Annotated in this window: 33 protein-coding genes and 1 pseudogene; 5 read left to right on the forward strand and 29 right to left on the reverse strand. The window is 68.7% G+C overall.

Features of this window, described 5'->3' with window-relative positions; translation table 11 throughout:
• Positions 1–465 precede the first annotated feature (465 nt).
• The 3 genes and pseudogenes from glmS to WBG99_RS13250 all read left to right on the forward strand — a co-directional run bounded on the left by glmS (position 466) and on the right by WBG99_RS13250 (position 4,424).
• A pseudogene (gene glmS, locus WBG99_RS13240) lies at positions 466–2,312 on the forward strand (glutamine--fructose-6-phosphate transaminase (isomerizing)).
• A gap of 67 nt (positions 2,313–2,379) precedes the next feature.
• On the forward strand, positions 2,380–2,751 hold the full coding sequence (locus WBG99_RS13245; RefSeq protein ID WP_338896523.1) for a holo-ACP synthase: 372 nt from the start codon (positions 2,380–2,382) through the stop codon (positions 2,749–2,751).
• 233 nt (positions 2,752–2,984) lie between these two features.
• Entirely contained in the window at positions 2,985–4,424 is a 1,440-nt protein-coding gene (locus WBG99_RS13250) for an NAD(P)H-hydrate dehydratase (protein WP_338896524.1), read from the forward strand.
• 33 nt (positions 4,425–4,457) lie between these two features.
• On the opposite strand, the gene WBG99_RS13255 is transcribed toward WBG99_RS13250, so the two are convergent.
• A complete protein-coding gene (locus tag WBG99_RS13255; RefSeq protein WP_338896525.1) occupies positions 4,458–4,721 on the reverse strand; it encodes a hypothetical protein in 264 nt (87 codons plus the stop codon).
• A 198-nt stretch (positions 4,722–4,919) separates the two neighbouring features.
• Here WBG99_RS13255 and coaA point away from each other — a divergent pair, with 198 nt between their 5' ends.
• A complete protein-coding gene (coaA, locus tag WBG99_RS13260) occupies positions 4,920–5,909 on the forward strand; it encodes a type I pantothenate kinase (protein WP_338896526.1) in 990 nt (329 codons plus the stop codon).
• A 159-nt stretch (positions 5,910–6,068) separates the two neighbouring features.
• Here coaA and glmM read toward each other — a convergent pair whose 3' ends face one another.
• The 3 genes from glmM to rplM all read right to left on the reverse strand — a co-directional run bounded on the left by glmM (position 6,069) and on the right by rplM (position 8,698).
• Positions 6,069–7,427, reverse strand: coding sequence for a phosphoglucosamine mutase (glmM, locus tag WBG99_RS13265; protein ID WP_338896527.1), 1,359 nt, complete (start codon positions 7,425–7,427; stop codon positions 6,069–6,071).
• A 260-nt stretch (positions 7,428–7,687) separates the two neighbouring features.
• The gene (gene rpsI / locus WBG99_RS13270) at positions 7,688–8,209 is read right to left on the reverse strand and encodes a 30S ribosomal protein S9 (protein ID WP_338896528.1); all 522 of its coding nucleotides are present in this window, start codon (positions 8,207–8,209) and stop codon (positions 7,688–7,690) included.
• Positions 8,210–8,254: 45 nt separating this feature from the next.
• A complete protein-coding gene (gene rplM, locus WBG99_RS13275) occupies positions 8,255–8,698 on the reverse strand; it encodes a 50S ribosomal protein L13 (RefSeq protein ID WP_338896529.1) in 444 nt (147 codons plus the stop codon).
• Between the two features lie 375 nt (positions 8,699–9,073).
• On the opposite strand from rplM, the gene WBG99_RS13280 reads away from it, so the two are divergent.
• Positions 9,074–9,955: a hypothetical protein gene (locus tag WBG99_RS13280; protein ID WP_338896530.1), complete on the forward strand. Its 882-nt coding sequence runs from the start codon at positions 9,074–9,076 to the stop codon at positions 9,953–9,955.
• Between the two features lie 220 nt (positions 9,956–10,175).
• Here the strand turns inward: WBG99_RS13280 and truA are convergent, their stop codons facing one another.
• The 25 genes from truA to rplV form a co-directional block, all read right to left on the reverse strand.
• Positions 10,176–11,039 carry a tRNA pseudouridine(38-40) synthase TruA gene (gene truA / locus WBG99_RS13285; protein WP_338896531.1) on the reverse strand — a complete coding sequence of 288 codons (864 nt, stop codon included), beginning with the start codon at positions 11,037–11,039 and terminating at the stop codon, positions 10,176–10,178.
• A gap of 145 nt (positions 11,040–11,184) precedes the next feature.
• The gene (gene rplQ / locus WBG99_RS13290) at positions 11,185–11,712 is read right to left on the reverse strand and encodes a 50S ribosomal protein L17 (protein ID WP_338896532.1); all 528 of its coding nucleotides are present in this window, start codon (positions 11,710–11,712) and stop codon (positions 11,185–11,187) included.
• 117 nt (positions 11,713–11,829) lie between these two features.
• Positions 11,830–12,852, reverse strand: a complete 1,023-nt coding sequence (locus WBG99_RS13295) for a DNA-directed RNA polymerase subunit alpha (RefSeq protein WP_338896533.1) — start codon at positions 12,850–12,852, stop codon at positions 11,830–11,832.
• 239 nt (positions 12,853–13,091) lie between these two features.
• On the reverse strand, positions 13,092–13,496 hold the full coding sequence (gene rpsK, locus WBG99_RS13300) for a 30S ribosomal protein S11 (protein ID WP_003956432.1): 405 nt from the start codon (positions 13,494–13,496) through the stop codon (positions 13,092–13,094).
• Positions 13,497–13,560: 64 nt separating this feature from the next.
• Positions 13,561–13,941, reverse strand: a complete 381-nt coding sequence (gene rpsM, locus WBG99_RS13305) for a 30S ribosomal protein S13 (RefSeq protein WP_338896534.1) — start codon at positions 13,939–13,941, stop codon at positions 13,561–13,563.
• A gap of 190 nt (positions 13,942–14,131) precedes the next feature.
• Complete coding sequence (rpmJ, locus tag WBG99_RS13310) at positions 14,132–14,245, reverse strand: 50S ribosomal protein L36 (RefSeq protein WP_003998809.1); 114 nt, start codon at positions 14,243–14,245, stop codon at positions 14,132–14,134.
• A 73-nt stretch (positions 14,246–14,318) separates the two neighbouring features.
• Positions 14,319–14,540 carry a translation initiation factor IF-1 gene (gene infA, locus WBG99_RS13315; RefSeq protein ID WP_003948620.1) on the reverse strand — a complete coding sequence of 74 codons (222 nt, stop codon included), beginning with the start codon at positions 14,538–14,540 and terminating at the stop codon, positions 14,319–14,321.
• A 240-nt stretch (positions 14,541–14,780) separates the two neighbouring features.
• Positions 14,781–15,617 carry a type I methionyl aminopeptidase gene (map, locus tag WBG99_RS13320; RefSeq protein ID WP_338896535.1) on the reverse strand — a complete coding sequence of 279 codons (837 nt, stop codon included), beginning with the start codon at positions 15,615–15,617 and terminating at the stop codon, positions 14,781–14,783.
• Positions 15,618–15,730: 113 nt separating this feature from the next.
• Complete coding sequence (locus tag WBG99_RS13325) at positions 15,731–16,393, reverse strand: adenylate kinase (protein ID WP_338896536.1); 663 nt, start codon at positions 16,391–16,393, stop codon at positions 15,731–15,733.
• Positions 16,393–17,706 (reverse strand): preprotein translocase subunit SecY, encoded by a 1,314-nt coding sequence (gene secY / locus WBG99_RS13330; RefSeq protein ID WP_338896537.1) that lies wholly within the window; start codon positions 17,704–17,706, stop codon positions 16,393–16,395. Before secY ends, WBG99_RS13325 begins: the two co-directional genes overlap by 1 nt.
• 242 nt (positions 17,707–17,948) lie before the next feature.
• On the reverse strand, positions 17,949–18,404 hold the full coding sequence (gene rplO / locus WBG99_RS13335; RefSeq protein WP_016645167.1) for a 50S ribosomal protein L15: 456 nt from the start codon (positions 18,402–18,404) through the stop codon (positions 17,949–17,951).
• A gap of 2 nt (positions 18,405–18,406) precedes the next feature.
• Positions 18,407–18,589, reverse strand: a complete 183-nt coding sequence (rpmD, locus tag WBG99_RS13340; protein ID WP_045559458.1) for a 50S ribosomal protein L30 — start codon at positions 18,587–18,589, stop codon at positions 18,407–18,409.
• Positions 18,589–19,197, reverse strand: a complete 609-nt coding sequence (rpsE, locus tag WBG99_RS13345; protein WP_007384078.1) for a 30S ribosomal protein S5 — start codon at positions 19,195–19,197, stop codon at positions 18,589–18,591. The genes rpmD and rpsE overlap by 1 nt, the downstream gene beginning before the upstream one ends.
• Before the next feature lie 39 nt (positions 19,198–19,236).
• Positions 19,237–19,620, reverse strand: coding sequence for a 50S ribosomal protein L18 (gene rplR, locus WBG99_RS13350; protein WP_338896538.1), 384 nt, complete (start codon positions 19,618–19,620; stop codon positions 19,237–19,239).
• Between the two features lie 3 nt (positions 19,621–19,623).
• A complete protein-coding gene (rplF, locus tag WBG99_RS13355; RefSeq protein ID WP_338896539.1) occupies positions 19,624–20,163 on the reverse strand; it encodes a 50S ribosomal protein L6 in 540 nt (179 codons plus the stop codon).
• Between the two features lie 24 nt (positions 20,164–20,187).
• Complete coding sequence (gene rpsH, locus WBG99_RS13360; protein ID WP_013001411.1) at positions 20,188–20,586, reverse strand: 30S ribosomal protein S8; 399 nt, start codon at positions 20,584–20,586, stop codon at positions 20,188–20,190.
• Positions 20,587–20,826: 240 nt separating this feature from the next.
• A complete protein-coding gene (locus WBG99_RS13365) occupies positions 20,827–21,012 on the reverse strand; it encodes a type Z 30S ribosomal protein S14 (RefSeq protein WP_004571834.1) in 186 nt (61 codons plus the stop codon).
• A gap of 5 nt (positions 21,013–21,017) precedes the next feature.
• Positions 21,018–21,575, reverse strand: coding sequence for a 50S ribosomal protein L5 (rplE, locus tag WBG99_RS13370; RefSeq protein ID WP_338896540.1), 558 nt, complete (start codon positions 21,573–21,575; stop codon positions 21,018–21,020).
• Positions 21,575–21,898 carry a 50S ribosomal protein L24 gene (rplX, locus tag WBG99_RS13375; protein ID WP_338896541.1) on the reverse strand — a complete coding sequence of 108 codons (324 nt, stop codon included), beginning with the start codon at positions 21,896–21,898 and terminating at the stop codon, positions 21,575–21,577. Before rplX ends, rplE begins: the two co-directional genes overlap by 1 nt.
• A gap of 2 nt (positions 21,899–21,900) precedes the next feature.
• Entirely contained in the window at positions 21,901–22,269 is a 369-nt protein-coding gene (gene rplN, locus WBG99_RS13380; RefSeq protein WP_003998823.1) for a 50S ribosomal protein L14, read from the reverse strand.
• A gap of 171 nt (positions 22,270–22,440) precedes the next feature.
• Entirely contained in the window at positions 22,441–22,728 is a 288-nt protein-coding gene (gene rpsQ, locus WBG99_RS13385) for a 30S ribosomal protein S17 (RefSeq protein WP_338896542.1), read from the reverse strand.
• Positions 22,728–22,952, reverse strand: coding sequence for a 50S ribosomal protein L29 (gene rpmC / locus WBG99_RS13390; protein WP_030831683.1), 225 nt, complete (start codon positions 22,950–22,952; stop codon positions 22,728–22,730). The genes rpsQ and rpmC overlap by 1 nt, the downstream gene beginning before the upstream one ends.
• Positions 22,952–23,371 carry a 50S ribosomal protein L16 gene (gene rplP / locus WBG99_RS13395; protein ID WP_004927269.1) on the reverse strand — a complete coding sequence of 140 codons (420 nt, stop codon included), beginning with the start codon at positions 23,369–23,371 and terminating at the stop codon, positions 22,952–22,954. The genes rpmC and rplP overlap by 1 nt, the downstream gene beginning before the upstream one ends.
• Positions 23,372–23,376: 5 nt before the next feature.
• Entirely contained in the window at positions 23,377–24,198 is an 822-nt protein-coding gene (gene rpsC / locus WBG99_RS13400) for a 30S ribosomal protein S3 (protein ID WP_338896543.1), read from the reverse strand.
• Positions 24,198–24,545 (reverse strand): 50S ribosomal protein L22, encoded by a 348-nt coding sequence (rplV, locus tag WBG99_RS13405; RefSeq protein ID WP_338896544.1) that lies wholly within the window; start codon positions 24,543–24,545, stop codon positions 24,198–24,200. The genes rpsC and rplV overlap by 1 nt, the downstream gene beginning before the upstream one ends.
• Positions 24,546–24,581: the final 36 nt, after the last annotated feature.

Here is a 24,581-nt window from a genome sequence, read left to right on the forward strand (position 1 = left end):
CGCGCCCCTTCGGGCGCGCGGGGCTGTGCCGATGCGCGCGTGGGCGCGGCCGGCCACGACGGACGAGCGGCCCGCATCCGGCAGCACCCCCGCCCCGGACCGGTTTCGCCTGCCCGGCCGCTTCCCCCACACGAAAACCCGGTCCTCCTTCCATCAGAACCCCTGACAGCGCACGCGCGTGCGCCAACCGCACGGGGAGGACCGTCACCAGAGCGAGGACCAGGGCGACAGCCCGGAACGTCATTCGTCCGCTCGTCATGCGACCAGCGATACGCGCCGTCCCCGCGCGCGCGGGTGCGCCGCGCGTACGGTCACCCGATATGCGCGCGGGAAAGTCACCCGATCCGAGGGCCCACCGGTTCCACACCGGACGCCACTCCGTCACGTACAGTCACATCCCGCACCGTCACGTACAGTCACAGACTGCACACGGCAGGTCGCGAACGGGACGACACAGGGGTTGGTATGTGCGGAATCGTGGGATATGTGGGCTCGCAGTCCGCGCTCGACGTGGTCCTGGCCGGGCTGAAGCGGCTGGAGTACCGGGGGTACGACTCCGCGGGCGTCGCGGTGCCTGCCGACGGGGGCCTGGCCGCCGCCAAGAAGGCCGGAAAGCTGGTCAATCTGGAGAAGGAGCTGTTCGGCCGCCCGTTGCCGACCGGCTCGTCCGGCATCGGCCACACCCGCTGGGCCACCCACGGCGGCCCGACGGACACCAACGCCCACCCGCACCTCGACAACGCGGGCCGGGTGGCCGTCGTCCACAACGGCATCATCGAGAACTTCGCCGCCCTGCGCGCCGAACTCGCCGGGCGCGGGCACGACCTGGTCTCCGAGACGGACACCGAGGTGGTCGCGCACCTGCTCGCCGAGGAGTTCTCGTCGTGCGACGACCTCGCGGAGGCGATGCGACTGGTGTGCCGCCGCCTGGCGGGCGCGTTCACACTGGTCGCTGTGCACGCGGACGTGCCGGACGTGGTCGTGGGCGCCCGGCGCGACTCGCCCCTCGTGGTCGGCGTCGGAGAGGGCGAGGCCTTCCTCGCCTCGGACGTCGCCGCGTTCATCGCGCACACCCGGTCGGCGATCGAGCTGGGCCAGGACCAGGTGGTCGAACTGCGCCGCGACGGCGTCGCGGTGACGACCTTCGACGGCCGCCCCGCCGACGTCCGCTCCTACCACGTCGACTGGGACGCGTCGGCCGCGGAGAAGGGCGGCTACGACTACTTCATGCTCAAGGAGATCGCCGAGCAGCCCAAGGCGGTCGCGGACACGCTGCTGGGCCGTATCGACGCGGCGGGCTCGCTGGCCCTGGACGAGGTCCGGATCAGCGCCTCGGAGCTGCGCGGGCTGGACAAGGTGGTCATCGTCGCCTGCGGTACGGCCTTCCACGCGGGCCTCATCGCCAAGTACGCCGTCGAGCACTGGACCCGCATCCCCTGCGAGGTGGAGCTGGCGAGCGAGTTCCGCTACCGGGACCCGATCCTCGACGGGCGCACACTGGTCATCGCCGTCTCCCAGTCCGGCGAGACCATGGACACGCTGATGGCGCTGCGGCACGCCCGCGAGCAGGGGGCGAAAGTGCTGGCGATCTGCAACACCAACGGCTCGACGATCCCCCGCGAGTCGGACGCGGTCCTGTACACCCACGCGGGCCCGGAGGTGGCGGTCGCCTCCACGAAGGCCTTCCTGACCCAGCTGGTCGCCTGCTACCTCGTCGCCCTGTATCTCGGCCAGGTACGCGGCACCCAGCGGGGCGACGAGATCCAGGCGGTGATCCGCGACCTCTCCCGCATCTCCCGCGAGGTCGGGCGGGTCCTCGAAACGATGGAGCCGGTACGGGAGTTGGCGCGCACCCTCGCCGCCAAGAACACGGTGCTGTTCCTGGGCCGCCACGTGGGCTATCCGGTGGCCCTGGAGGGCGCCCTCAAGCTCAAGGAACTCGCCTACATGCACGCGGAGGGCTTCGCGGCGGGCGAGCTGAAGCACGGCCCGATCGCCCTGATCGAGGAGGACCTGCCGGTGGTCGTCGTGGTCCCGTCCCCCGCGGGCCGCTCCCTCCTCCACGACAAGATCGTCTCCAACATCCAGGAGATCCGCGCGCGGGGTGCCCGCACGATCGTCATCGCCGAGGAGGGCGACGAGGCGGTCGTCCCGTACGCCGACCACCTGATCCGTGTCCCCGCCACTCCCCCCTCCTCCAGCCCCTCGTCGCCACGGTCCCCCTCCAGGTCTTCGCCTGCGAACTGGCGACGGCCCGGGGGAACGAGGTGGACCAGCCGCGGAACCTGGCGAAGTCGGTGACGGTGGAGTGAGGGGTGGCCGTCGGGGGTCTACGGCGGTGGGGTGAGCGGCGGTTGTCGGCACCGTAGGGTGCGGAACATGCCCATCATCGGAGTCGGCATCGACGTCGCAGAGATCGACCGCTTCCGCGCCTCACTGGAGCGCACCCCCAGCCTGGCCCAACGCCTCTTCCTCCCGAGCGAACTCCTCCTCCCCAGCGGCGAACGCCGGGGCATCGCCTCCCTGGCGGCCCGCTTCGCCGCGAAGGAGGCCCTCGCCAAGGCCCTCGGCGCCCCCGGCGGCCTCCACTGGACCGACGCCGAGGTCTACGTCGAACCCTCCGGCCGGCCCCGCCTCCGGGTGAGCGGCACGGTCGCCGCCCGCGCCGCCGAACTGGGCGTCAGGTCCTGGCACATCTCCCTGAGCCATGACGCGGGGGTGGCTTCGGCGGTGGTGGTGGCCGAGGGCTGAGGGGTGAGGAGCGCGGCACAGGCGTGGTCTTGCAGAGCGGCGGGCAAGCCGTGCCACTGGGACCGACGGGAGCCTCTCCCGGTCGAGCGAAGTCGAGCGTGGGGGAGGGTGGGCGCGGCGGCACCGGGCGGGCGCCGGTGAGCAGAACCACCCCTCCTCCAGCGGCGGCGGAGGGCACCCGGCACCCCGGGTCCAGGTGCATCCGGCCCCTTCGACAAGGCAGACTCGTCCCCATGCGCTCAGCCCACCGCGTAGAAACCGTCCGCTCAGCCGAACGCACCCTCATGGCCCGGCTCCCCGACGGCGCCCTGATGCAACGCGCCGCCGCGGGCCTCGCCGCAGCCTGCGCGACCACCCTGGGCCGGGTCTACGGCAGCCGCGTCGTCCTGCTCACCGGCAGCGGCGACAACGGCGGCGACACCCTCTACGCCGGCGCCCGCCTGGCCGGACGCGGCGCGGGAGTGACAGCCGTCCTCCTCGCTCCCGACCGCACGCACCCCGAGGCCCTGCAGTCCCTCCTCCGCGCGGGCGGCACCACCGCCACCCCCCGCACCACGGCCGCCGCCCTCTCCCGGGCCGACCTCGTCCTCGACGGCATCGTCGGCATCGGCGGCAAGGGCGGCCTGCGCCCGGAAGCCGCCCACCTCGCCGACCTGGTGGCGGCCTCCCCCGCCACGGTCATCGCCGTGGACCTCCCGAGCGGCATCGAACCGGACACCGGCGAGGTGCACGGCGCGGCCGTCCGCGCCGACCTGACCGTCACCTTCGGCACGCACAAACCGGGCCTGCTCATCGACCCGGCCCGCGCGTACGCCGGCTCGGTCCGCCTGGTCGACATCGGCCTGGCGGCCACCCTCCCGGCCATCCCCGCCCTGGAGTCCCTCCAGCACGCCGACGTGGCCGCCCTCCTCCCCCGCCCGTCCCCGGAGAGCGACAAGTACCGCCGGGGAGTCGTGGGCGTCGCCGCCGGCTCGGTCCGCTACCCGGGCGCGGCGGTCCTCGCGGTCGCGGGCGCCCTACGCGGCGGAGCGGGCGCCGTCCGCTACGTGGGTCCCGCCGCCGACGCGGTCCTCGCACGCTTCCCGGAGACCCTGGTCTCGGACAAGGGCCCGAAGAAGGCGGGCAGGGTCCAGGCCTGGGTCGCGGGCCCCGGAGCGGGCGACGACCCGACCCCCGTCGCCGAGGCCCTCTCCAGCGACGTCCCCGTCCTCCTGGACGCCGACGGCCTCCGCCTGGCCGACCGCGAGACGGTCCGCACCCGAGCGGCCCCCACCCTCCTGACCCCGCACGCGGGCGAGGCGGCGGCCCTCCTGGGCGTCTCCCGCGAGGAGGTGGAGGCATCCCGCCTCAGGGCCGCACACGGCCTGGCCCACGCCTACAACGCGACCGTCCTGCTCAAGGGCTCCACCACCCTCATCGCCACCCCGACCCCCGACACCCCGGTCCGCGTCAACCCCACGGGCACCCCCTGGCTGGCCACCGCGGGCAGCGGCGACGTCCTCTCGGGCCTGGCCGGCTCCCTCCTGGCCGCCGGCCTGTCACCGCTGGACGCGGCAAGCGTGGCGGCGTACGTCCATGGGCTGGCGGGCCGGTACGCGGCGGACGGAGCCCCGGCCGGGGCACATGACGTGGCGGAGGCGATTCCGGCCGCCTGGCGGGACATCAGAAACTGACCCACACACCCACGCACGCGCTCGTTCCCCCTCTCACCACACGCGGTCGGCCTTCCCTCCCCCCTCCTCGATCCGCTCGATCGCCTCCCGCACCATCCCCAGATACTCGACCTCCTCGCACCGCGGCTTACTTCCCATCCTGTACATGTCAAGTGCATCGTGGAGATACTCGCCCAGATCCTCCTCCGGCAGATCGGACGCCAGCTCGCTGCACACCCGTCCGGCGAGGTCCGCGTCAGCGCGCGCAGATCCACGTCGAACGGCGTCCCGTAACCGCACACCCATGGCGAAAGCCATCCGAAGCCCCCCAATGCCCCCTGGTCAGCCGTGAGGCGGCTCCCTCCCGACTGCGGGGACGCTAGTGCCGTTCCCCACCGGAGGTCCATACCTCCACCACAGCTCACGCACAGTGAGAGACGTCTCCCCGGCCGGGCCTTGGCCCCGCGTGACGGACCCCGCCCCGCCACCCCGTTCGGACTCCGTTAACAATGGACTGTGATCTCACCGGTCTCCTCGTTGCCGCGGAGCGCCCACCGGCCCAGGCCGGAGGCGACTCCCTACGTCGACCTCACCCGTGCCGAGTGGAGCGCGCTGCGCGAAAAGACGCCGCTGCCGCTGAACGCCGAGGAGGTCGAGAAGCTGCGCGGTCTGGGCGATGTCATCGACCTCGACGAGGTACGGGACATCTATCTGCCGCTCTCCCGCCTCCTCAACCTCTACGTCGGCGCCACCGACGGCCTGCGCGGCGCCCTGAACACCTTCCTGGGCGAACAGGGCTCCCAGTCCGGCACCCCGTTCGTCATAGGCGTCGCCGGCTCCGTGGCCGTCGGCAAGTCCACCGTCGCCCGCCTCCTCCAGGCCCTCCTCGCCCGCTGGCCCGAGCACCCGCGCGTGGAGCTGGTCACCACCGACGGCTTCCTGCTCCCCATGAAGGACCTCCAGGAGCGCGGCCTGGTCTCACGGAAGGGTTTCCCCGAGTCGTACGACCGCCGGGCCCTGACCCGTTTCGTCGCCGACATCAAGGCCGGCAAGGACGAGGTGACGGCCCCGGTCTACTCCCACCTCATCTACGACATCGTCCCCGACCAGCGGCTCACGGTCCGCCGCCCCCACATCCTCATCGTCGAGGGCCTGAACGTCCTCCAGCCCGCCCTCCCCGGCAAGGACGGCCGCACCCGCGTCGGGCTCGCCGACTACTTCGACTTCAGCGTGTACGTCGACGCGAGCGCGGACGACATCGAGCGGTGGTACCTCAGCCGCTTCCGCAAGCTCCGCGAGACCGCCTTCCAGAACCCGTCCTCCTACTTCCGCAAGTACACCCAGGTCTCCGAGGACGACGCCCTCGCCTACGCCCGCACCCTGTGGCGCACCATCAACAAGCCCAACCTGATCGAGAACATCGCCCCCACCCGGGGCCGCGCCACCCTCATCATCCGCAAGGGCCAGGACCACAAGGTGCAGCGCCTCAGCCTCCGCAAGCTGTGACGCGCCCGGCGCGAGGGGGTCTGCCTCACAGCGGCGCCCCCGCAGGGGCACGGGCGGCACCGGCATGCGGCTCCGCCGCGCGGGCGCGAGCAGCCACGACGAATCCGCGGCCCGCGGAGACACGACTCGCCGCCCCCGCGCCCGGAACGGCCCGATCTGCTAACCGAGCGCGGACTTCACCACGTCCGCCAGCCGCCCGGCCACCGACCGCGCCTGCTCGATGTCCGCCGCCTCGACCATCACCCGGACCAACGGCTCGGTCCCCGAAGGCCGCAACAGCACCCGCCCCGTGGAGCCGAGTTCCCGCTCGGCCTCGGCCACGGCCGTCGCCAGCTCCGCCGACGTCCCCACCCGCGTCCGGTCCACATCGGGCACGTTGACGAGCACCTGCGGCAGCCGCTCCATCACCCCGGCCAGCTCCCTGAGCGTACGACCGGTCCGCGCGACCCGAGCGGCGAGCAGCAGCCCGGTCAGCGTGCCGTCCCCGGTCGTCGCGTGGTCGGAGATGATCACGTGCCCGGACTGCTCGCCCCCGAGCGCGTATCCGTGCTCCTTCATCTCCTCCAGCACATACCGGTCCCCGACCGCGGTCTGCACCAGCCGCAGCCCCTCCCGCTCCAGCGCCAGCTTGAAGCCGAGGTTGGACATCACGGTGGCGACGACGGTGTCCGACCGCAGCACCCCCCGCTCCCGCATGTCCAGCGCGAGCACCGCGAGGATCTGGTCCCCGTCGACCTCGTCGCCCTCGTGGTCCACGGCGAGGCACCGGTCCGCGTCCCCGTCGTGCGCGATGCCGAGGTGCGCCCCGTGCTCGACGACGGCGGCGCGCAGTCTGCCGAGGTGTGTGGACCCGCACCCGTCGTTGATGTTGAGCCCGTCCGGCTCGGCCCCGATGGTGACGATCTCGGCGCCGGCCCGCGTGAACGCCTCCGGCGAGGCCCCGGCGGCGGCGCCGTGCGCCTCGTCCAGGACGACCTTGAGCCCGTCGAGCCGGTACGGAAGGACGGAGAGCAGATGCTCGACGTACCGCTCGCAGCCGTCGTCGTACGACCGGACCCGCCCGACACCCGCACCCGTGGGCCGGTCCCAGGGGGCCCCGGTCCGGTGCTCCTCGTACACGCCCTCGATCCTGTCCTCCAGCTCGTCGGCGAGCTTGTGGCCGCCCCGGGCGAAGAACTTGATGCCGTTGTCGGGCATGGCGTTGTGGCTGGCGGAGAGCATCACGCCGAGGTCGGCGCCCAGCTCGCCGGTGAGGAAAGCCACCGCGGGCGTGGGCAGCACGCCGACGCGCAGCACGTCGACGCCCGCGCTGGCGAGGCCGGCCACGACGGCCGCCTCCAGGAACTCCCCGGACGCTCGCGGATCCCGCCCGACCACCGCCACCGGCTTGTGGCCCTCGAACGTGCCCGCCTCGGCGAGTACGTGTGCCGCGGCGACGGAGAGTCCGAGCGCGAGCTCGGCCGTCAGATCCGCGTTGGCGACACCGCGCACGCCGTCCGTGCCGAAGAGTCGTCCCACTGTGGTGTCCTCCGAATTGCTGAGAATATGCGGCTCGTACCAGGTGGTCCCGTACCGGGCGTCCCTCACCGGATGTCCCCGAGTGTCCCGGCACTGCACGGACCAAGTACATCCCCTGGGACTGTCCTCCCCCTTTCGGGGTTGTACCGACAGTCTGCTGGTAAGCCTGCGATGAACCATCAACCCTGCTACGCAAACCGCCCCGGCGGCACGGGTACGTGCCACCGGGGCGATACGCGCGATACGGCGCGAGCGCGGATTTAGCGCTTGCTGTACTGCGGAGCCTTACGGGCCTTCTTCAGACCGGCCTTCTTGCGCTCGACCGCACGGTCGTCGCGCTTGAGGAAGCCGGCCTTCTTGAGGGCGCCGCGGTTGTTGTCGACGTCGGCCTCGTTCAGCGCGCGGGCGACACCGAGACGGAGCGCACCGGCCTGACCGGAGACACCGCCACCCGCGATGCGGGCGACGACGTCGTAACGGCCTTCCAGCTCGAGCACCTTGAAGGGCTCGTTGACCTCCTGCTGGTGCACCTTGTTGGGGAAGTAGTCCTCAAGGGTGCGACCGTTGATCTTCCACTTGCCGGAGCCCGGGACGATCCGGACGCGGGCGATGGCGTTCTTGCGGCGGCCCAGGCCGGCGGCCGGCTGCGGGTCGCCGAAGCGGGAGGCCGTGGACTCGGAGGTGTACTCGCCCTCGACGGGGACGTCCGACTCCGTGGTGTAGCTGTCGATGTCGACAAGCTCGGTCTCTTCGACCGGCTGCTCAACGGTGGTCTCGGCCACGATTCTCCTCAGATTCTTTCTTCGAGCTTGGGGGTGTGGCCGGACTTACTGCGCGACCTGGGTGATCTCGAACGGCACCGGCTGCTGGGCAGCGTGCGGGTGCTGGTCGCCCGAGTAGACCTTCAGCTTGGAGAGCATCTGACGGCCCAGGGAGTTCTTGGGGAGCATGCCCTTGACGGCCTTCTCGACGGCCTTCTCCGGGTTCTTCTCCAGCAGCTCGTCGTAACGGACGGAGCGCAGACCACCCGGGTAGCCGGAGTGGCGGTAGGCCATCTTCTGGGTCCGCTTGTTGCCGGACAGGTGGACCTTGTCCGCGTTGATGATGATGACGAAGTCACCAGCGTCGACGTGGGGGGCGTAGATCGGCTTGTGCTTGCCGCGCAGAAGGGTGGCAGCGGTGGTCGCCAGACGACCCAGGACGATGTCCTGGGCGTCGATGACGTGCCACTGGCGAGTGATGTCGCCGGGCTTGGGGCTGTACGTACGCACGGTTCGTAGCCTTCGCTTCTTCAGTGAGGTTCCTGACAGGTCACCGAAGACGATCACGACAGCCCTTGCCGCACCGCGGTGACGCATACCGCGTGCTGGCTCGCTGGTCATCGGCCCGGTGGACCGGTGTAAGGGCCCCTCACGTGAGAATGAGCAAGCCAATACACATAACGAACACGCAGCTTAGCCGGGCAGGCCCGGACGGGTCAAAACGGGTCCGCCGCCGCCGGTCTCGGCCCTCGCCGGGCCCGTCCGCGTTTTCGCTCGGCCCGACCCTCGTTGCCGCATTTGCCCGGGGCCCGCAGGTCACGCTAGAGGCTCAAGTCACCGTATGGACTGACCGGTGGGCCCCTCGGCCCGTCTAAAATGCGGAGCATGAGCTTTGGGCAGGGGGGGTCCCAGTGGAGCCCCGGGGGTTCCCGTAATCCTTGGGACGATCAGTGGGGTTCCGGCAACAACCAGACCCCGGACTGGGCGGCACTGGCCGAGCAGTCCGCATCACGTCACAAGCGCCGCCGACTCCTGATGATCGTCGGCGGCGCCCTCGCCACGGTCGGGATAGGCGTCGCCGTGGCCGTCGCCGTCGTGAACACCGACGGCGGCGACACCACGGCGCAGCAGCCCGGCGATCTCCCGGCCACGGCGGACATCCCGAGCGCGAGCCCCAAAACGGACCCGTCGTTCGCGCCGACCACGGCCCCGCCACCGCTGGACCCGAAGGACTTCATCTCCAGCTCGGGCAAGGACAAGGCGCCGATCAGCCCGGACATCCTCTTCCCCGGCTCGCAGCTGACGATGGGTGAGAACGTCTACCGCAAGGGCCCCACCGCCTCCACGACCGACTGCGCCTCGGTCGGCCAGGGCGCCCTGGACAAGCTTCTGACCGGCAACGACTGCACCCGCATGATGCGCGTCACGTACTACCGGGGCAAGATCGCGGTCACGGTCGGCGTCGCCCTCTTCGACACCGAGGCCAAGGCGACCAAGGTCAAGGACGGCTGGGACAAGAAGAGCACCATCACCTCGCTCTCCGGCGACGGGGTCCCCGCCTTCTGCCGTACGACGTTCTGCCGTACGACCGCCAACTCCTACGGCCGCTACACCTACTTCACCCTCGCCGGCTTCACCGACGGCAAGGACGTCACGGAGAAGGACGAGTCCGTCTTCGCCGCCGGCGACGACCTCAGCGAGTTCACCTTCCGCCAGATCCGCCGCCGCGGCGAGGCCCAGGCGTCCGCCGCCGCCAACGAGCAGTAGCGGCGGCCTTAGGGTCCTCGCACTATGAGCGCCTGAGGTCGCGTGGTCTGGAGCCGTGCGTCGCAAGGCGCCGGAGAGCCCTCGATGGAGGCCCTCCCGCGCGAGCGAAGCCGAGCGTGGGGGAGAGCCACCAGGACTCTCCGGCAACGTGGCGAGGTGCGGTGCCAGACCGCTCGACCCGGGCGCTCATAGCGCAAGGACCCCTTAGAGCCTGTCGGGGTCAGCAGCAGCCGCCCCCGGGAACCCCCGGCAGGCTCCGCCGGTTCCGCGCCTCCTTGTTCCGCGCGGCCAGCAGCCCGTCCGCCGGGTATCCGACCTCCTCCAGGGTCAGCCCGTGCGGCCGTACGACATGCACGGCGGAGTCCCGCACGCCGGCGGCCAGCACCTTCCCGGGCCACTCGGCCCCCCGGTGCCCGTCCCCGACGAACAGCAGCGCCCCGATCAGCGACCGCACCATGTTGTGGCAGAACGCGTCGGCCCGCACGGTCGCCGTGATGACCCCGTCGTCCCCCCGCACCAGGCTGAGCTCCTGGAGCGTACGGATGGTCGTCGCCCCCTCCCGCCGCTTGCAGTAGGCCGCGAAGTCGTGCTCGCCCAGCAGCCGCCGCGCCGCCTCGTTCATGGCGTCCACCTCCAGCGGCCAGTCGTGCCAGAGCACATGGCCGCGCAGCAGGGGATCGACGCCCCCGGGGTTGTCGGTGACGCGGTACGCGTACCGCCGCCAGACGGCCGAGAACCGGGCGTTGAAGCCCTCCGGGGCCTCCGCGACGGACCAGACCCGCACGTCCCGCGACAGGCGCCCGGCGAGCCGCTTGAGCAGCTTCTCGCGATGCTCCTCCCACAGCGCCACCGGTAGATCCACATGGGCCACCTGCCCGCGCGCGTGGACACCCGCGTCGGTCCGCCCGGCCACGGTCAGCTCGTACGTCTCCCCGGCCCGCGTCACGGTCCGCAGCGCGTCCTCGATCTCCCCCTGCACGGTCCGCCTGCCACCGGCCTGCTTGGCCCACCCGGAGAAGCCGCTCCCGTCGTACGAGAGATCCAACCGCACCCGCACGAACCCGGGCTGTACTTCGTCACTCACTCCTGGATCCTCTCAGGTACGGAAGAGCGGGCCCGCTCCTCAGAGGAACGGGCCCGCTCAAGCGCGCCCCTTCAGGGGCGCGGGGAACCGCGCGAACAACCACGACGACGCCGCGGCCGTCCACGAACCGTCCGCGGCAGAACGCTTACGCGTCCTTCGACTCCTCGGCGGCCTCGGCCGGAGCCTCGGCGGCGTCGTCAGCCTTGGTGGTGTCGACCTTGGTCTCCTCGGCCTTGGTCTCCACCGCGGCGTCGGCGTCCTTGGCGGCACGCTTGGTGGCGGCCTCGGCCTCACCCGTGGCCTCCTGCGCGACCGTCAGCGCCTCGACCAGCTCGATGACGGCCATGGGCGCGTTGTCGCCACGGCGGTTACCGATCTTGGTGATGCGGGTGTAGCCACCCGGACGGTTCTCGTACCGCGGGCCGATCTCGGTGAAGAGCGTGTGCACGACGCTCTTGTCCGTGATGACCGTGAGCACCTGACGGCGGTTGTGAAGGTCGCCCTTCTTCGCCTTGGTGACCAGACGCTCGGCGTACGGCCGCAGACGGCGGGCCTTCGCCTCGGTGGTGGTGATGCGGCCGTGCTCGAAGAGGCTCTTCGCGAGGTTCGCGAGCAGCAGCTTCTCGTGCGCGGCACTGCCGCCCAGACGGGCACCCTTGGCAGGCTTCGGCATGGTGTTTCTCCTAGGTGTCTGCCCCGGCCGTATCAGGTACCGGGGTCAGTATCCGAGCGGGCGGTCGCCCGTCGGAGATCCGGGGTCCGCTGACGCGAACCCCGGAGGTGGAACCGATCAGTACTGCTCGGTCTCGACGAACCCGGCATCCCCGTCGTCGTCCGCGCCGAAGGCGTCCGCCGCGGCGGTCGGGTCGAATCCGGGCGGGCTGTCCTTCAGGGCCAGGCCCATGCCGGCCAGCTTCGCCTTGACCTCGTCGATGGACTTCGCACCGAAGTTGCGGATGTCCAGGAGGTCGGCCTCGGAGCGGGCCACGAGCTCACCCACGCTGTGGATGCCCTCGCGCTTGAGGCAGTTGTACGACCGGACGGTGAGCTCCAGCTCCTCGATCGGCAGCGCCAGATCGGCGGCGAGCGCGGCGTCCGTCGGGGACGGACCCATGTCGATGCCCTCGGCGTCGATGTTGAGCTCACGGGCCAGACCGAACAGCTCGACCAGGGTCTTGCCGGCCGACGCCATGGCGTCACGCGGACGCATGGCCTGCTTGGTCTCGACGTCGACGATCAGCTTGTCGAAGTCGGTGCGCTGCTCGACACGCGTCGCCTCGACCTTGTACGTGACCTTCAGGACCGGCGAGTAGATGGAGTCGACCGGGATACGGCCGATCTCCTGGCCCACCTGCTTGTTCTGCACGGCGGAGACGTAACCGCGGCCACGCTCGACCGTGAGCTCCATCTCCAGCTTGCCCTTGCCGTTGAGCGTGGCGAGGACGAGGTCGGGGTTGTGCACCTCGACACCGGCCGGGGGCGCGATGTCGGCGGCGGTGACCAGACCCGGGCCCTGCTTGCGCAGGTACATCACGACCGGCTCGTCGTGCTCCGAGGAGACGACCAGCTGCTTGATGTTGAGGATCAGGTCGGTGACGTCCTCCTTGACGCCCGGCACGGTGGTGAACTCGTGCAGGACACCGTCGATACGGAGGGACGTGACCGCCGCACCGGGGATCGAGGAGAGGAGCGTACGACGGAGGGAGTTGCCGAGGGTGTAGCCGAAGCCCGGCTCCAGCGGCTCGATCACGAACCGGGAGCGGAACTCGTCGACGACCTCTTCGGTCAACGAGGGACGCTGAGCGATCAGCATGTTGCGATCCTTCTGTCAGGGGCGCCCGCTATTTGACGCCCTGAGGTGTTACAAGGGTACGGGCGGTATGGCCCCGAAGAGCCATACCGCCCGAAAACCTCAGACCAAGCGGCCTGCGTCAGAGACCCGTCGAAGATCAGACGCGGCGGCGCTTGGGCGGACGGCAGCCGTACTGCGACATCGTGGGGGACGACCCCCACACCCCCAGCCGGAAGCCGAGCCGCCCTGAGCCGGTGCGATCAGACGCGGCGGCGCTTGGGCGGACGGCAGCCGTTGTGCGGGGTGGGCGTGACGTCCTGGATGGAGCCCACCTCAAGACCGGTCGCCTGGAGCGAACGGATGGCGGTCTCACGACCCGAGCCCGGGCCCTTGACGAACACGTCGACCTTGCGCATGCCGTGCTCCTGCGCGCGACGGGCGGCCGACTCGGCGGCCATCTGCGCGGCGAACGGCGTGGACTTCCGGGAGCCCTTGAAGCCGACGTGGCCGGCGGAGGCCCAGGAGATCACGTTGCCCGAGGGGTCCGTGATCGAGACGATGGTGTTGTTGAACGTGCTCTTGATGTGCGCGTGGCCGTGAGCGACGTTCTTCTTTTCCTTGCGGCGCACCTTCTTGGCAGCGCCCTGACGACCCTTGGGGGGCATCTATAACTCCTACGGGAGGTGGTCGGTCCTACAGCGAAGACCGCTGGTGAGCGTCCGCTGAGGACTACTTCTTGCCCGGCTTCTTCTTACCGGCGATGGCGCGACGCGGGCCCTTGCGGGTACGAGCGTTCGTGCTGGTGCGCTGACCGCGGACAGGCAGACCACGACGGTGACGGAGACCCTGGTAGCAGCCGATCTCCACCTTGCGGCGGATGTCGGCCTGGACCTCGCGACGGAGGTCACCCTCGGTCTTGATGTTGTTGTCCACGTACTCGCGGATCGCGACGAGCTGCTCCTCGGAGAGGTCGCGGACGCGGGTGTTCGGGTTGACGCCGGTCGCAACCAGCGTCTCCTGTGAGAGGGTCCGGCCGATGCCGAACACGTAGGTCAGGGCGACCTCCACGCGCTTGTCGCGCGGGATGTCAACACCGGAAACGCGTGCCATTCAATGGCTCCTGGTGATCTTCGGAGGTCTTCCACGGAATCGGCTCCCGGCCGCCGTACGAGGTACGAACCGGGTCCCCGGCCTCCGAGCCGGGGGTGTCAGGCACCGGAGCGCCTGGATTCCGCGTATGAACATATTCAGCTTGCGTCGCGCGAATCTCTGCGAATCCGGCAGAGGGATCGGTCGTGCGTCAGCCCTGGCGCTGCTTGTGGCGCGGGTTCTCGCAGATGACCATGACCCGACCGTGACGGCGGATCACCCTGCACTTGTCGCAGATCTTCTTGACGCTCGGCTTGACCTTCATGGGGTGAGGTTCTCCGGGTCAGTGCCACCGCCCGCGTCCCGGGAGACCGGGGCACGGAGTGCGGGGACAAGATCTACTTGTAGCGGTAGACGATCCGGCCACGCGTCAGGTCGTACGGAGACAGCTCCACCACGACCCGGTCGTCAGGGAGGATACGGATGTAGTGCATACGCATCTTGCCGCTGATGTGTGCCAGGACCTGGTGGCCGTTCTGGAGCTCGACCTTGAACATGGCGTTCGGCAGAGACTCGACGACAGTGCCCTCGATCTCGATGGCACCTTGCTTCTTGGCCACGCTTCGCCCTTCGAATCGACTACCTTGATCGACTCCCTGTGACCGAATGAAGACATACGGAAACACCAGAGCCGACGAGTCAGTCTACGTCAGGGGCTCCAGAAACACGAATTCGGGTAAGGATGCCCAACAAGGGAGATCGTTACGCGCTTCCGAGGACGTGCGGCGGCTGTGCCGGTGTACGGCTCGGCCGCGCGGGCGCGAACGACCACGAACTGACCCGCAGCCGGCAACGGGAACTCAGCCCACCGGATCGGGAGCCGCGGTGATCCCGAACTCGGCCAGCTTCGCCTTGCCCCCGTCGGGCGCGGTCAGCACCAACGGCCCCGCCTCGGTCAGCGCCACCGAGTGCTCCCAGTGCGACGACCACGTGCCGTCCGTCGTCACCACGGTCCAGTCGTCCGCCAGCACCTCGGTCTTCGGCGTTCCCAGGGACACCATGGGCTCGATCGCCAGACAGAACCCCGGCACCAGCTTCGGCCCCTTCCCCCGCCGCCGCTCGACGTAGTTCAGCAGATGCGGGTCCATGTGCATCTCCGTGCCGATCCCGTGCCCGCCGTAGTCTTCGACGATCCCGTACTTCCCGCCGCCCGGCTTCGGCTGCCGGCGGATGTACGTCTCGATGGCCCGCGAGACGTCCACGAGGCGGTTGCCCTGCTTCATCGCGGCGATCCCGGCCCACATGGACTCCTCGGTCACCCGGGACAGCTCGATGAGCTCCGGAGCATGACCGGAGCCCACGAACGCGGTGTAGGCCGCGTCGCCGTGCCAGCCGTCGATGATCGCGCCGCAGTCGACGGAGATGATGTCGCCGTCCTTCAGGACGACCTCGTCGCTGGGGATGCCGTGGACCACGACCTCGTTGACCGAGGTGCAGATGGTCGCCGGGAACCCGCCGTACCCGAGGAAGTTCGACTTGGCCCCGTGCTCCGCGAGCACCTTGCGGGCCACCTCGTCGAGGTCCTTCGTGGAGGCGCCCGGCACGGCGGCCTTCCGGGTGGCCGCGTGGATGGCGGCGACGACCAGCCCCGCCTCGCGCATCGTGGCGATCTGCTCGGGGCTCTTGATCTGCACCATGGGGGCCTGCGCTCTCCGTCTTCCGTGACTGTGAACTCTGGGGGTTGCCTGCACAACAGTACGGCCGCGGTGCCCCTCACGGGCACCGCGGCCGACGTACCACTGACGACCTGCTACTTGTCGTCGTCCTCGCGCTTGAGCGCCTCCATGGCGCGCTGGGTGACTTCCTCCACCGGGCCGAGCGCCGAGATCGTCACCACGAGGCCCTGGGCCTTGTAGTAGTCGATGATCGGCTCGGTCTGGGTGTGGTAGACCTCCAGACGCTTGCGGACGGTCTCCTCGGAGTCGTCGTCACGCTGGTACAGCTCGCCGCCGCAGGCGTCGCAGACGCCCTCCTGCTTCGGCTTCTTGTACGTGACGTGGAAGACGTGGGAGGAGTCGTTCCGGCAGATGCGCCGGCCGGCGATCCGCTTGACGACCTCTTCCTCGGGGACCTCCAGGTCCAGCACCGCGTCCAGGTTCATGGACTCGTCCTGAAGCGTCACGTCCAGCGACTCGGCCTGCGAGACGTTGCGCGGGAAGCCGTCGAGCAGGAAGCCGTGCTCGGCGTCCGGCTGCTCCATGCGGTCCTTGGCCATCGCGATGGTGACCTCGTCCGGCACCAGCTCGCCCCTGTCCATGTAGGACTTCGCGAGTTTGCCGAGCTCCGTCTGCTTGCTGATGTTGGCCCGGAACAGGTCGCCCGTGGAGATGTGCGGGATCGACAGGTTGCTGGCGAGGAACGCGGCCTGTGTTCCCTTACCCGCGCCCGGCGGCCCGACGAGGACGATTCGCATCAGCGGAGGAACCCTTCGTAATTGCGCTGCTGGAGCTGGCTCTCGATCTGCTTCACGGTCTCCAGACCCACACCCACGATGATCAGGATGCTGGTACCGCCGAACGGGAAGTTCGCGTTCGCCCCGAAGCCGGCCAACGCCATCGTTGGAACCAGAGCGATCAGACCCAAGTACAGCGAACCCGGCCAGGTGATCCGGTTGAGTACGTAGCTCAGGTACTCGGCGGTCGGTCGGCCAGCCCGGATGCCCGGGATGAAGCCACCATACTTCTTCATGTTGTCCGCGACTTCCTCGGGGTTGAACGAGATGGCCACGTAGAAGAAGGCGAAGAAGACAATCAGGAAGAAGTAGATCACGACGTGCGCCGGGGCGGCCGTGTCGGCCAGGTTGTCTGTGACCCAACTCGCCCAGCCCGCCGTGGAATTCGAGAACTGCACGATCAGTGCCGGGATGTAGAGCAGCGACGAGGCGAAGATCACAGGGATGATGCCCGCCTGGTTGACCTTCAGCGGGATGTAGGTCGACGTGCCGCCGTAGGACCGGCGGCCGATCATGCGCTTCGCGTACTGGACCGGGATACGGCGCTGGGCCTGCTCGACGAAGACCACCAGGCCGATCATGACGAGGCCGACGGCGCACACGGTGCCGAACTCGATCCAGCCGCCCGCCAGGTCGCCCTGCTCCTTGATGGCCCACAGCGCGGCCGGGAAGGTGGCGGCGATCGAGATGAACATCAGGATCGACATGCCGTTGCCGATGCCGCGGTCGGTGATGAGCTCACCGAGCCACATGACGAGGGCCGTACCGGCGGTCATGGTGATGACCATGACCATGGTGGTGTAGATCGAGCGGTCGGGCACGATCGAGCCGGACAGCTGGCAGCCGCTGAACAGCGTGCCGCTGCGGGCGGTGGCGACGAGGCCGGTGCCCTGCAGGACGGCCAGGGCCACCGTGAGATAACGCGTGTACTGTGTGATCTTCGCTGTTCCGGCCTGCCCCTCCTTCTTCAGGGCTTCCAGACGCGGGATCACCACGGTCAGCAGCTGCAGAATGATGCTCGCCGTGATGTACGGCATGATGCCGAGCGCGAAGATCGTGATCTGCAGCAGCGCGCCACCACTGAACATGTTCACAAGACCGAAGAGACCCTGGTTGGTCTGGGCCTGGTCGATACAGAACTGGACGGCGGTGTAGTCGACTCCGGGGATCGGGACATGGGTACCGATCCGGTAGATCCCGATGATGCCGAGCGTGAAGAGCAGCTTCTTGCGCAGGTCGGGCGTCTTGAACGCCCGGGCGAACGCGGTGAGCACGGTGCCTCCTGCGACCCCCGCGCTACTGCGTCAAGGGTGACGGTTTTGAGATTCTGATGAGGACGACTTACGTAACGTTTAACTGCCGCGCCGAGTGCCCGGGTAGGAGCACCCTGTGAAAACGGGCAGCGCAGGTCACCTTACCGGCGAGACTGCTTCCCTTGGAACGACCAACCGGGGATACCCCATTTGTGGGGTATCCCCGGTCGGGATCGCTCAAGTCATCGAGGCACCTGATGTGTTCAGACGAGCTCGGTGACGGTACCGCCGGCGGCGGTGATCTTCTCCTTGGCGGAGCCGGAGACGGCGTCGACCGTCACCTGCAGCGCCACGGTGATCTCGCCCTGGCCGAGGACCTTGACGAGGCTGTTCTTGCGGACGGCACCCTTGGCGACCAGGTCGGCAACGGTGACCTCCCCACCCTCGGGGTAGAGGGCGGCGAGCTTGTCCAGGTTCACCACCTGGAACTCCGTCTTGAAGGGGTTCTTGAAGCCCTTCAGCTTCGGGAGACGCATGTGGAGGGGCATCTGGCCACCCTCGAAGCGCTCCGGAACCTGGTAGCGGGCCTTCGTGCCCTTGGTACCACGACCAGCCGTCTTACCCTTCGACGCCTCACCACGACCCACACGGGTCTTGGCGGTCTTGGCGCCCGGGGCGGGACGGAGGTTGTGGATCTTGAGCGGGTTGTTCTCCGCCATGATCAGTCGACCTCCTCGACCGACACGAGGTGGCGGACGGTGTGCACCATGCCGCGGAACTCGGGGCGGTCCTCCTTGACGACCTGCGTGTTGATGCCCTTGAGACCAAGGGAGCGCAGGGTGTCACGGTGGTTCTGCTTGCTGCCGATGTACGACTTCGTCTGCGTGATCTTGAGCTGAGCCATTACGCAGCACCAGCCCCGGCACGCGCACGCAGCAGAGCCGCGGGAGCGACGTCCTCGAGGGGCAGACCACGGCGAGCCGCGATCTCCTCGGGACGCTGCAGGCCCTTGAGGGCCGCCACGGTCGCGTGCACGATGTTGATCGCGTTGGACGAGCCGAGCGACTTCGACAGGATGTCGTGCACGCCGGCGCACTCGAGCACGGCACGCACCGGGCCACCGGCGATAACGCCGGTACCGGGGGAAGCAGGCTTGAGCAGGACGACGCCCGCGGCCTTCTCGCCCGTGATCGGGTGCGGGATGGTGCCCTGGATACGGGGGACCTTGAAGAAGTGCTTCTTGGCCTCCTCAACACCCTTGGCGATGGCGGCCGGCACCTCCTTGGCCTTGCCGTAACCGACACCCACGGTGCCGTCACCATCGCCCACCACGACCAGCGCGGTGAAGCTGAAGCGACGACCACCCTTCACAACCTTGGCGACGCGGTTGATCGCGACGACGCGCTCAACGTACGCGGTCTTCTCGGCGGCAGCTGCGCCGCCGTCACGGCCCTTCCGGTCCCGCCGCTCGCCGCCACCGGCACCGCCACCGCGGCGCTGGGGTCCAGCCATTGGATTTACCTCTCTCTTTCCGCTAGCTACGCAGCGAGCTCAGAACTTGAGCCCGGCCTCGCGGGCGGCGTCGGCCAGGGCCGCGATGCGACCCGCGTACCGGTTACCACCACGGTCGAACACGACGGACTCGACACCGGCGGCCTTGGCACGCTCGGCGACCAGGGCGCCGACCTTGCCGGCCTGGGCCGACTTGTCTTCCGACCCACCACGGATCGACGAGTCCAGGGTGGACGCCGACGCAAGGGTGTGCCCCTTGAGGTCGTCGATCACCTGGGCCACGATGTGGCGGTTCGAGCGGGTCACGACCAGGCGGGGACGCTCAGCCGTACCGTTGACCTTCTTACGGATCCGGATGTGGCGCCGCTTGATGGCAGCACGCTTGTAAGCGTCGCCCTTAGCGATCTTCGTGCCGTATGCCATGGCTTACTTACCCGCCTTTCCGACCTTGCGGCGGATGACTTCGCCCTCGTACTTGACGCCCTTGGCCTTGTACGGGTCGGGCTTGCGCAGCTTGCGGATGTTGGCCGCAACCTCGCCGACCTTCTGCTTGTCGATGCCCTCGACCGAGAACCGGGTCGGGGCCTCCACCTTGAAGGTGATGCCCTCGGGCGCCTCGACGGTGATCGGGTGGCTGTAGCCGAGCGCGAACTCGAGGTTCGAACCCTTGGCCTGCACTCGGTAACCGACACCGCTGATCTCGAGCTTCTTCACGTAACCCTGGGTCACGCCGGTGATCATGTTCGCCACCAGCGTGCGGGACAGGCCGTGCAGGGCCTTGTTCTGACGCTCGTCGTTGGGGCGGGTGACGTTGAGAACGCCGTCCTCACCCTTGGCGATGTCGATCGGCGAAGCGACGGTGTGGGTCAGCGTGCCCTTGGGGCCCTTGACCGAGACCGTACGGCCGTCGATGGTGACGTCCACGCCGGCGGGAACCGTGATGGGGAGCTTGCCAATGCGCGACATAGCTGTTTCCTCCGTTCCCTTCCGCTACCAGACGTAGGCGAGGACTTCTCCGCCTACGCCCTTCTTGCCGGCCTGCTTGTCGGTGAGGAGCCCGTGGGACGTGGAGATGATCGCCACGCCGAGGCCGCCCAGCACCTTGGGCAGGGAGGTGGACTTCGCGTACACCCGGAGACCGGGCTTGGAGATCCGCTTGATGCCCGCGATGGAGCGCTCACGGTTGGGGCCGAACTTCAGCTCCAGGACGAGGTTCTTGCCGACCTCGGCGTCCTCGACCTTCCAGCCCGTGATGAAGCCCTCCTGCTGGAGGATCTCCGCGATGTGAGACTTGATCTTCGATGCCGGCATCGTCACGGAGTCGTGGTATGCCGAGTTCGCGTTCCGCAGACGCGTAAGCATGTCTGCGATCGGATCAGTCATGGTCATGAATTGGCCTTCGGCCTCTCTCGCCGGGGTTTCCTGTATGCGCCATCCCTCTCCCCACTCGGTGGCGGGACGGGTGCGGTGCGGGGACCTACGGCGTAGTAAGCAAACATTTGCGGGCACGGCCCGCGGGCGTACGGGCGACCGTCAGGCGCCCAACCCCCCAAGCCTAAGCCATGGACGGGTGGGCGCCTGACACGCCCAGTGCTTACCGAGAGCTTCGGGAATCCCCTAAAGCAGGGACTACCAGGAGCTCTTGGTCACGCCCGGCAGCTCGCCACGGTGAGCCATCTCACGGAGGCACACGCGGCACAGGCCGAACTTGCGGTAAACGGAGTGCGGACGGCCACACCGCTGGCAGCGGGTGTACGCGCGCACGGCGAACTTAGGCTTGCGAGCAGCCTTAGCGATCAGAGCCTTCTTCGCCATCTCGCTCACGCCTCCTTGAAGGGGAAGCCGAGGTGACGAAGGAGCGCACGGCCCTCAGCGTCGTTGGTCGCCGTGGTCACCACGGTGATGTCCATACCCCGGACGCGGTCGATCTTGTCCTGGTCGATCTCGTGGAACATGACCTGCTCGGTGAGACCGAAGGTGTAGTTGCCACGGCCGTCGAACTGCTTGGGGGACAGACCACGGAAGTCGCGGATGCGCGGGAGCGCGAGCGACAGGGTGCGGTCCAGGAACTCCCACATGCGGTCGCCACGGAGCGTGACGTGGGCACCGATCGGCTGGCCCTCACGCAGCTTGAACTGCGCGATGGACTTGCGGGCCTTGGTGACGGCCGGCTTCTGACCGGTGATCGTGGTGAGGTCCTTGATGGCACCTTCGATCAGCTTGGAGTCGCGGGCGGCGTCGCCCACACCCATGTTGACCACGATCTTGACGAGGCCCGGGGTCTGCATGACGTTCTCGTAGGAGAACTCTTCCTGCAGCTTGCCCGCGATCTCCTCGCGGTACTTCGTCTTGAGACGCGGAGTCGTGGTGGTAGCCATCAGATGTCCTCACCCGTCCGCTTGGCAACGCGAACCTTGTTGCCCTCGTCGTCGAAGCGGTAACCGACACGCGTGACGACCTTCTTGCCGTCCTTCTCAACGACCAGCTGGACGTTGGAGACGTGGATCGGCGCCTCGGTCGTGACGATGCCACCGGCCTGCGAACCCTTGGTGGTCGGGCCGGCCTTGGTGTGCTTCTTGACCCGGTTGACACCCTCGACCAGGACACGGTCCTCGCGGGGGAAGGCCGCGATGACCTTGCCCTGCTTGCCCTTGTCCTTACCGGTGATGACCTGGACCAGGTCGCCCTTCTTGATCTTCATGCTTACAGCACCTCCGGCGCGAGCGAGATGATCTTCATGAACTTCTTCTCGCGCAGCTCACGGCCGACCGGGCCGAAGATACGGGTGCCGCGGGGGTCGCCGTCGTTCTTCAGAATGACGGCGGCGTTCTCGTCGAAGCGGATGTACGAGCCGTCCGGACGGCGGCGCTCCTTGACGGTGCGAACGATGACCGCCTTGACGACGTCACCCTTCTTCACGTTGCCACCGGGGATCGCGTCCTTGACGGTGGCGACGATGACGTCACCGATGCCCGCGTAGCGGCGACCGGAGCCACCGAGCACACGGATGCAAAGGATCTCCTTCGCACCAGTGTTGTCGGCGACACGCAGTCGCGACTCCTGCTGGATCACGTCTATCTCCTGATTGTCTGCCGGTTCCCTCCGGCGATCGAGCCGGAGAGCCTGGCGGAACCGTCCTGCGGATGTGCTCCGCAGGAATTGACTTGCGCCTCTTCGGGGCGAAACCCGCGCTGGGGGCTCAGAGCCCCCAGCGGAGGGCAGCGGGGGCGGAACCCCCGCTTGTTACTTCGCCTTCTCGAGGATCTCGACGACGCGCCAGTGCTTCGTCGCGGACAGCGGCCGGGTCTCCATGAGGAGGACACGGTCGCCGATGCCGGCGGCGTTCTGCTCGTCGTGCGCCTTGAGCTTGCTCGTGCTGCGGATGACCTTGCCGTACAGGGCGTGCTTCTTGCGGTCCTCGACGGCGACGACGACGGTCTTGTCCATCTTGTCGCTGACGACGATGCCCTCACGGCTCTTGCGGAATCCGCGCGCCTCGGTGTTCGTCTCAGTCACGTTGTTCTCGCTCATCAGGCGTTCTCCACCGTTTCGATGCCCAGCTCACGCTCGCGCATCAGGGTGTAGATCCGCGCGATGTCCTTGCGGACCGCCTTGAGACGGCCGTGGTTCTCGAGCTGTCCGGTCGCCGCCTGGAAGCGGAGGTTGAACAGCTCTTCCTTGGCTTCGCGGAGCTTCGCCAGAAGCTCCTCGTCACCCAGCTCGCGCAGCTCGGACGCCTTGGTACCGGCCGACATCACGCTTCACCTGCCTCGCGCTTGACGATCCGGCACTTCATCGGCAGCTTGTGGGCTGCGCGAGTCAGGGCCTCACGGGCGATCTTCTCGTTGGGGTAGGACAGCTCGAACATCACCCGACCGGGGTGGACGTTCGCGATCCACCACTCCGGCGAACCCTTACCGGAACCCATGCGGGTCTCGGCGGGCTTCTTCGTGAGCGGGCGGTCCGGGTAGATGTTGATCCAGACCTTGCCGCCACGCTTGATGTGGCGGGTCATCGCGATACGGGCCGCCTCGATCTGGCGGTTGGTCACGTACGCCGGCGTGAGGGCCTGAATGCCGTACTCGCCGAACGCGACCGTCGTACCACCCTTGGCCTGACCACGGCGCTTCGGGTGGTGCTGCTTGCGGTGCTTGACCCTACGGGGGATCAGCATGACGGTCAGGCCTCCGTTCCGGTGCTCTCAGCCGGAGCGGCGACGGGAGCCTCGGCCTTGGGGGCCTCGGCGCCGGCAGCCTGCTGCGGCTTGCGACCGCGCCGCTCGCCACCGCGGCCACCACGGGCCGGGCGGTCGGCACCACCGCGGGCCGGGCGGTTACCCGCGCGGGCAGCGGCGTTCTCGGCGCGGACCTCGGCGATGTTCTTGACGTCGCCCTTGTAGATCCAGACCTTCACGCCGATGCGGCCGAAGGTCGTCTTGGCCTCGAAGAAGCCGTAGTCCACGTTCGCGCGGAGGGTGTGCAGGGGCACGCGGCCCTCGCGGTAGAACTCCGAGCGGGACATCTCGGCGCCACCGAGGCGGCCACCGCACTGGATCTTGATGCCCTTGGCGCCGGCCTTCATCGCCGACTGCATGCTCTTACGCATGGCGCGGCGGAAGGAGACGCGGGAGGAGAGCTGCTCGGCGACGGCCTGGGCCACCAGCTGAGCGTCCGTCTCCGGGTTCTTGACCTCGAGGATGTTCAGCTGGACCTGCTTGCCGGTCAGCTTCTCCAGGTCACCGCGGATGCGGTCGGCCTCGGCGCCGCGGCGGCCGATGACGATGCCCGGACGCGCGGTGTGGATGTCCACCCGGACACGGTCACGGGTGCGCTCGATCTCCACCTTCGAGATGCCGGCGCGCTCCATGCCGGACGTCATCATCCGACGGATGGCGACGTCTTCCTTGACGTAGTCCTTGTACAGCTTGTCGGCGTACCAACGCGACTTGAAGTCGGTCGTGACACCGAGCCGGAACCCATGCGGGTTTACCTTCTGGCCCATTACCGGGTTCCTTCCTTGCTGCTGACGACCACGGTGATGTGGCTGGTCCGCTTGCGGATCCGGTAGGCACGGCCCTGGGCACGCGGACGGAACCGCTTCAGGGTCGGGCCCTCGTCGACGTACGCCTCGCTGATGAACAGCGCGGAGGCGTCCGTGTGGTCGTAGTTGTGCGCGGCGTTGGCGATGGCGCTGTCCAGCACCTTGCCGACCGGCACGCTCGCGGCCTGCGGGGCGAAACGCAGGACCGCCTGAGCCTCCGTGGCGTCGAGGCCACGGATGAGGTCCACCACGCGGCGGGCCTTCATGGGCGTGACGCGGATGTACCGCGCCTGGGCCCTGGCTTCCATGGTTGTCCTTCCAGTGTCTGTCATGGTCATTCCACC

The sequence above is a fragment of the Streptomyces sp. TG1A-60 genome (assembly GCF_037201975.1).
In the GTDB taxonomy this organism is placed as follows: Bacteria; Actinomycetota; Actinomycetes; order Streptomycetales; family Streptomycetaceae; genus Streptomyces.

Excerpts from the sequence above, each read along its gene's own strand:
- WBG99_RS13245 (WP_338896523.1), top strand. The coding sequence starts at position 2,380 with ATGCCCATCATCGGAGTCGGCATCGACGTCGCAGAGATCGACCGCTTC.
- WBG99_RS13250 (WP_338896524.1), top strand. The coding sequence starts at position 2,985 with ATGCGCTCAGCCCACCGCGTAGAAACCGTCCGCTCAGCCGAACGCACC.
- WBG99_RS13255 (WP_338896525.1), bottom strand. The coding sequence starts at position 4,721 with ATGGCTTTCGCCATGGGTGTGCGGTTACGGGACGCCGTTCGACGTGGA.
- WBG99_RS13280 (WP_338896530.1), top strand. The coding sequence starts at position 9,074 with ATGAGCTTTGGGCAGGGGGGGTCCCAGTGGAGCCCCGGGGGTTCCCGT.
- rplQ (WP_338896532.1), bottom strand. The coding sequence starts at position 11,712 with ATGCCGAAGCCTGCCAAGGGTGCCCGTCTGGGCGGCAGTGCCGCGCAC.
- WBG99_RS13295 (WP_338896533.1), bottom strand. The coding sequence starts at position 12,852 with ATGCTGATCGCTCAGCGTCCCTCGTTGACCGAAGAGGTCGTCGACGAG.
- rpsK (WP_003956432.1), bottom strand. The coding sequence starts at position 13,496 with ATGCCCCCCAAGGGTCGTCAGGGCGCTGCCAAGAAGGTGCGCCGCAAG.
- rpsM (WP_338896534.1), bottom strand. The coding sequence starts at position 13,941 with ATGGCACGCGTTTCCGGTGTTGACATCCCGCGCGACAAGCGCGTGGAG.
- rpmJ (WP_003998809.1), bottom strand. The coding sequence starts at position 14,245 with ATGAAGGTCAAGCCGAGCGTCAAGAAGATCTGCGACAAGTGCAGGGTG.
- map (WP_338896535.1), bottom strand. The coding sequence starts at position 15,617 with ATGGTGCAGATCAAGAGCCCCGAGCAGATCGCCACGATGCGCGAGGCG.
- WBG99_RS13325 (WP_338896536.1), bottom strand. The coding sequence starts at position 16,393 with ATGCGAATCGTCCTCGTCGGGCCGCCGGGCGCGGGTAAGGGAACACAG.
- rplO (WP_016645167.1), bottom strand. The coding sequence starts at position 18,404 with ATGGCGGAGAACAACCCGCTCAAGATCCACAACCTCCGTCCCGCCCCG.
- rpmD (WP_045559458.1), bottom strand. The coding sequence starts at position 18,589 with ATGGCTCAGCTCAAGATCACGCAGACGAAGTCGTACATCGGCAGCAAG.
- rpsE (WP_007384078.1), bottom strand. The coding sequence starts at position 19,197 with ATGGCTGGACCCCAGCGCCGCGGTGGCGGTGCCGGTGGCGGCGAGCGG.
- rplR (WP_338896538.1), bottom strand. The coding sequence starts at position 19,620 with ATGGCATACGGCACGAAGATCGCTAAGGGCGACGCTTACAAGCGTGCT.
- rplF (WP_338896539.1), bottom strand. The coding sequence starts at position 20,163 with ATGTCGCGCATTGGCAAGCTCCCCATCACGGTTCCCGCCGGCGTGGAC.
- rpsH (WP_013001411.1), bottom strand. The coding sequence starts at position 20,586 with ATGACCATGACTGATCCGATCGCAGACATGCTTACGCGTCTGCGGAAC.
- WBG99_RS13365 (WP_004571834.1), bottom strand. The coding sequence starts at position 21,012 with ATGGCGAAGAAGGCTCTGATCGCTAAGGCTGCTCGCAAGCCTAAGTTC.
- rplE (WP_338896540.1), bottom strand. The coding sequence starts at position 21,575 with ATGGCTACCACCACGACTCCGCGTCTCAAGACGAAGTACCGCGAGGAG.
- rplX (WP_338896541.1), bottom strand. The coding sequence starts at position 21,898 with ATGAAGATCAAGAAGGGCGACCTGGTCCAGGTCATCACCGGTAAGGAC.
- rpsQ (WP_338896542.1), bottom strand. The coding sequence starts at position 22,728 with ATGAGCGAGAACAACGTGACTGAGACGAACACCGAGGCGCGCGGATTC.
- rpmC (WP_030831683.1), bottom strand. The coding sequence starts at position 22,952 with ATGTCGGCCGGTACCAAGGCGTCCGAGCTGCGCGAGCTGGGTGACGAG.
- rplP (WP_004927269.1), bottom strand. The coding sequence starts at position 23,371 with ATGCTGATCCCCCGTAGGGTCAAGCACCGCAAGCAGCACCACCCGAAG.
- rpsC (WP_338896543.1), bottom strand. The coding sequence starts at position 24,198 with ATGGGCCAGAAGGTAAACCCGCATGGGTTCCGGCTCGGTGTCACGACC.
- rplV (WP_338896544.1), bottom strand. The coding sequence starts at position 24,545 with ATGGAAGCCAGGGCCCAGGCGCGGTACATCCGCGTCACGCCCATGAAG.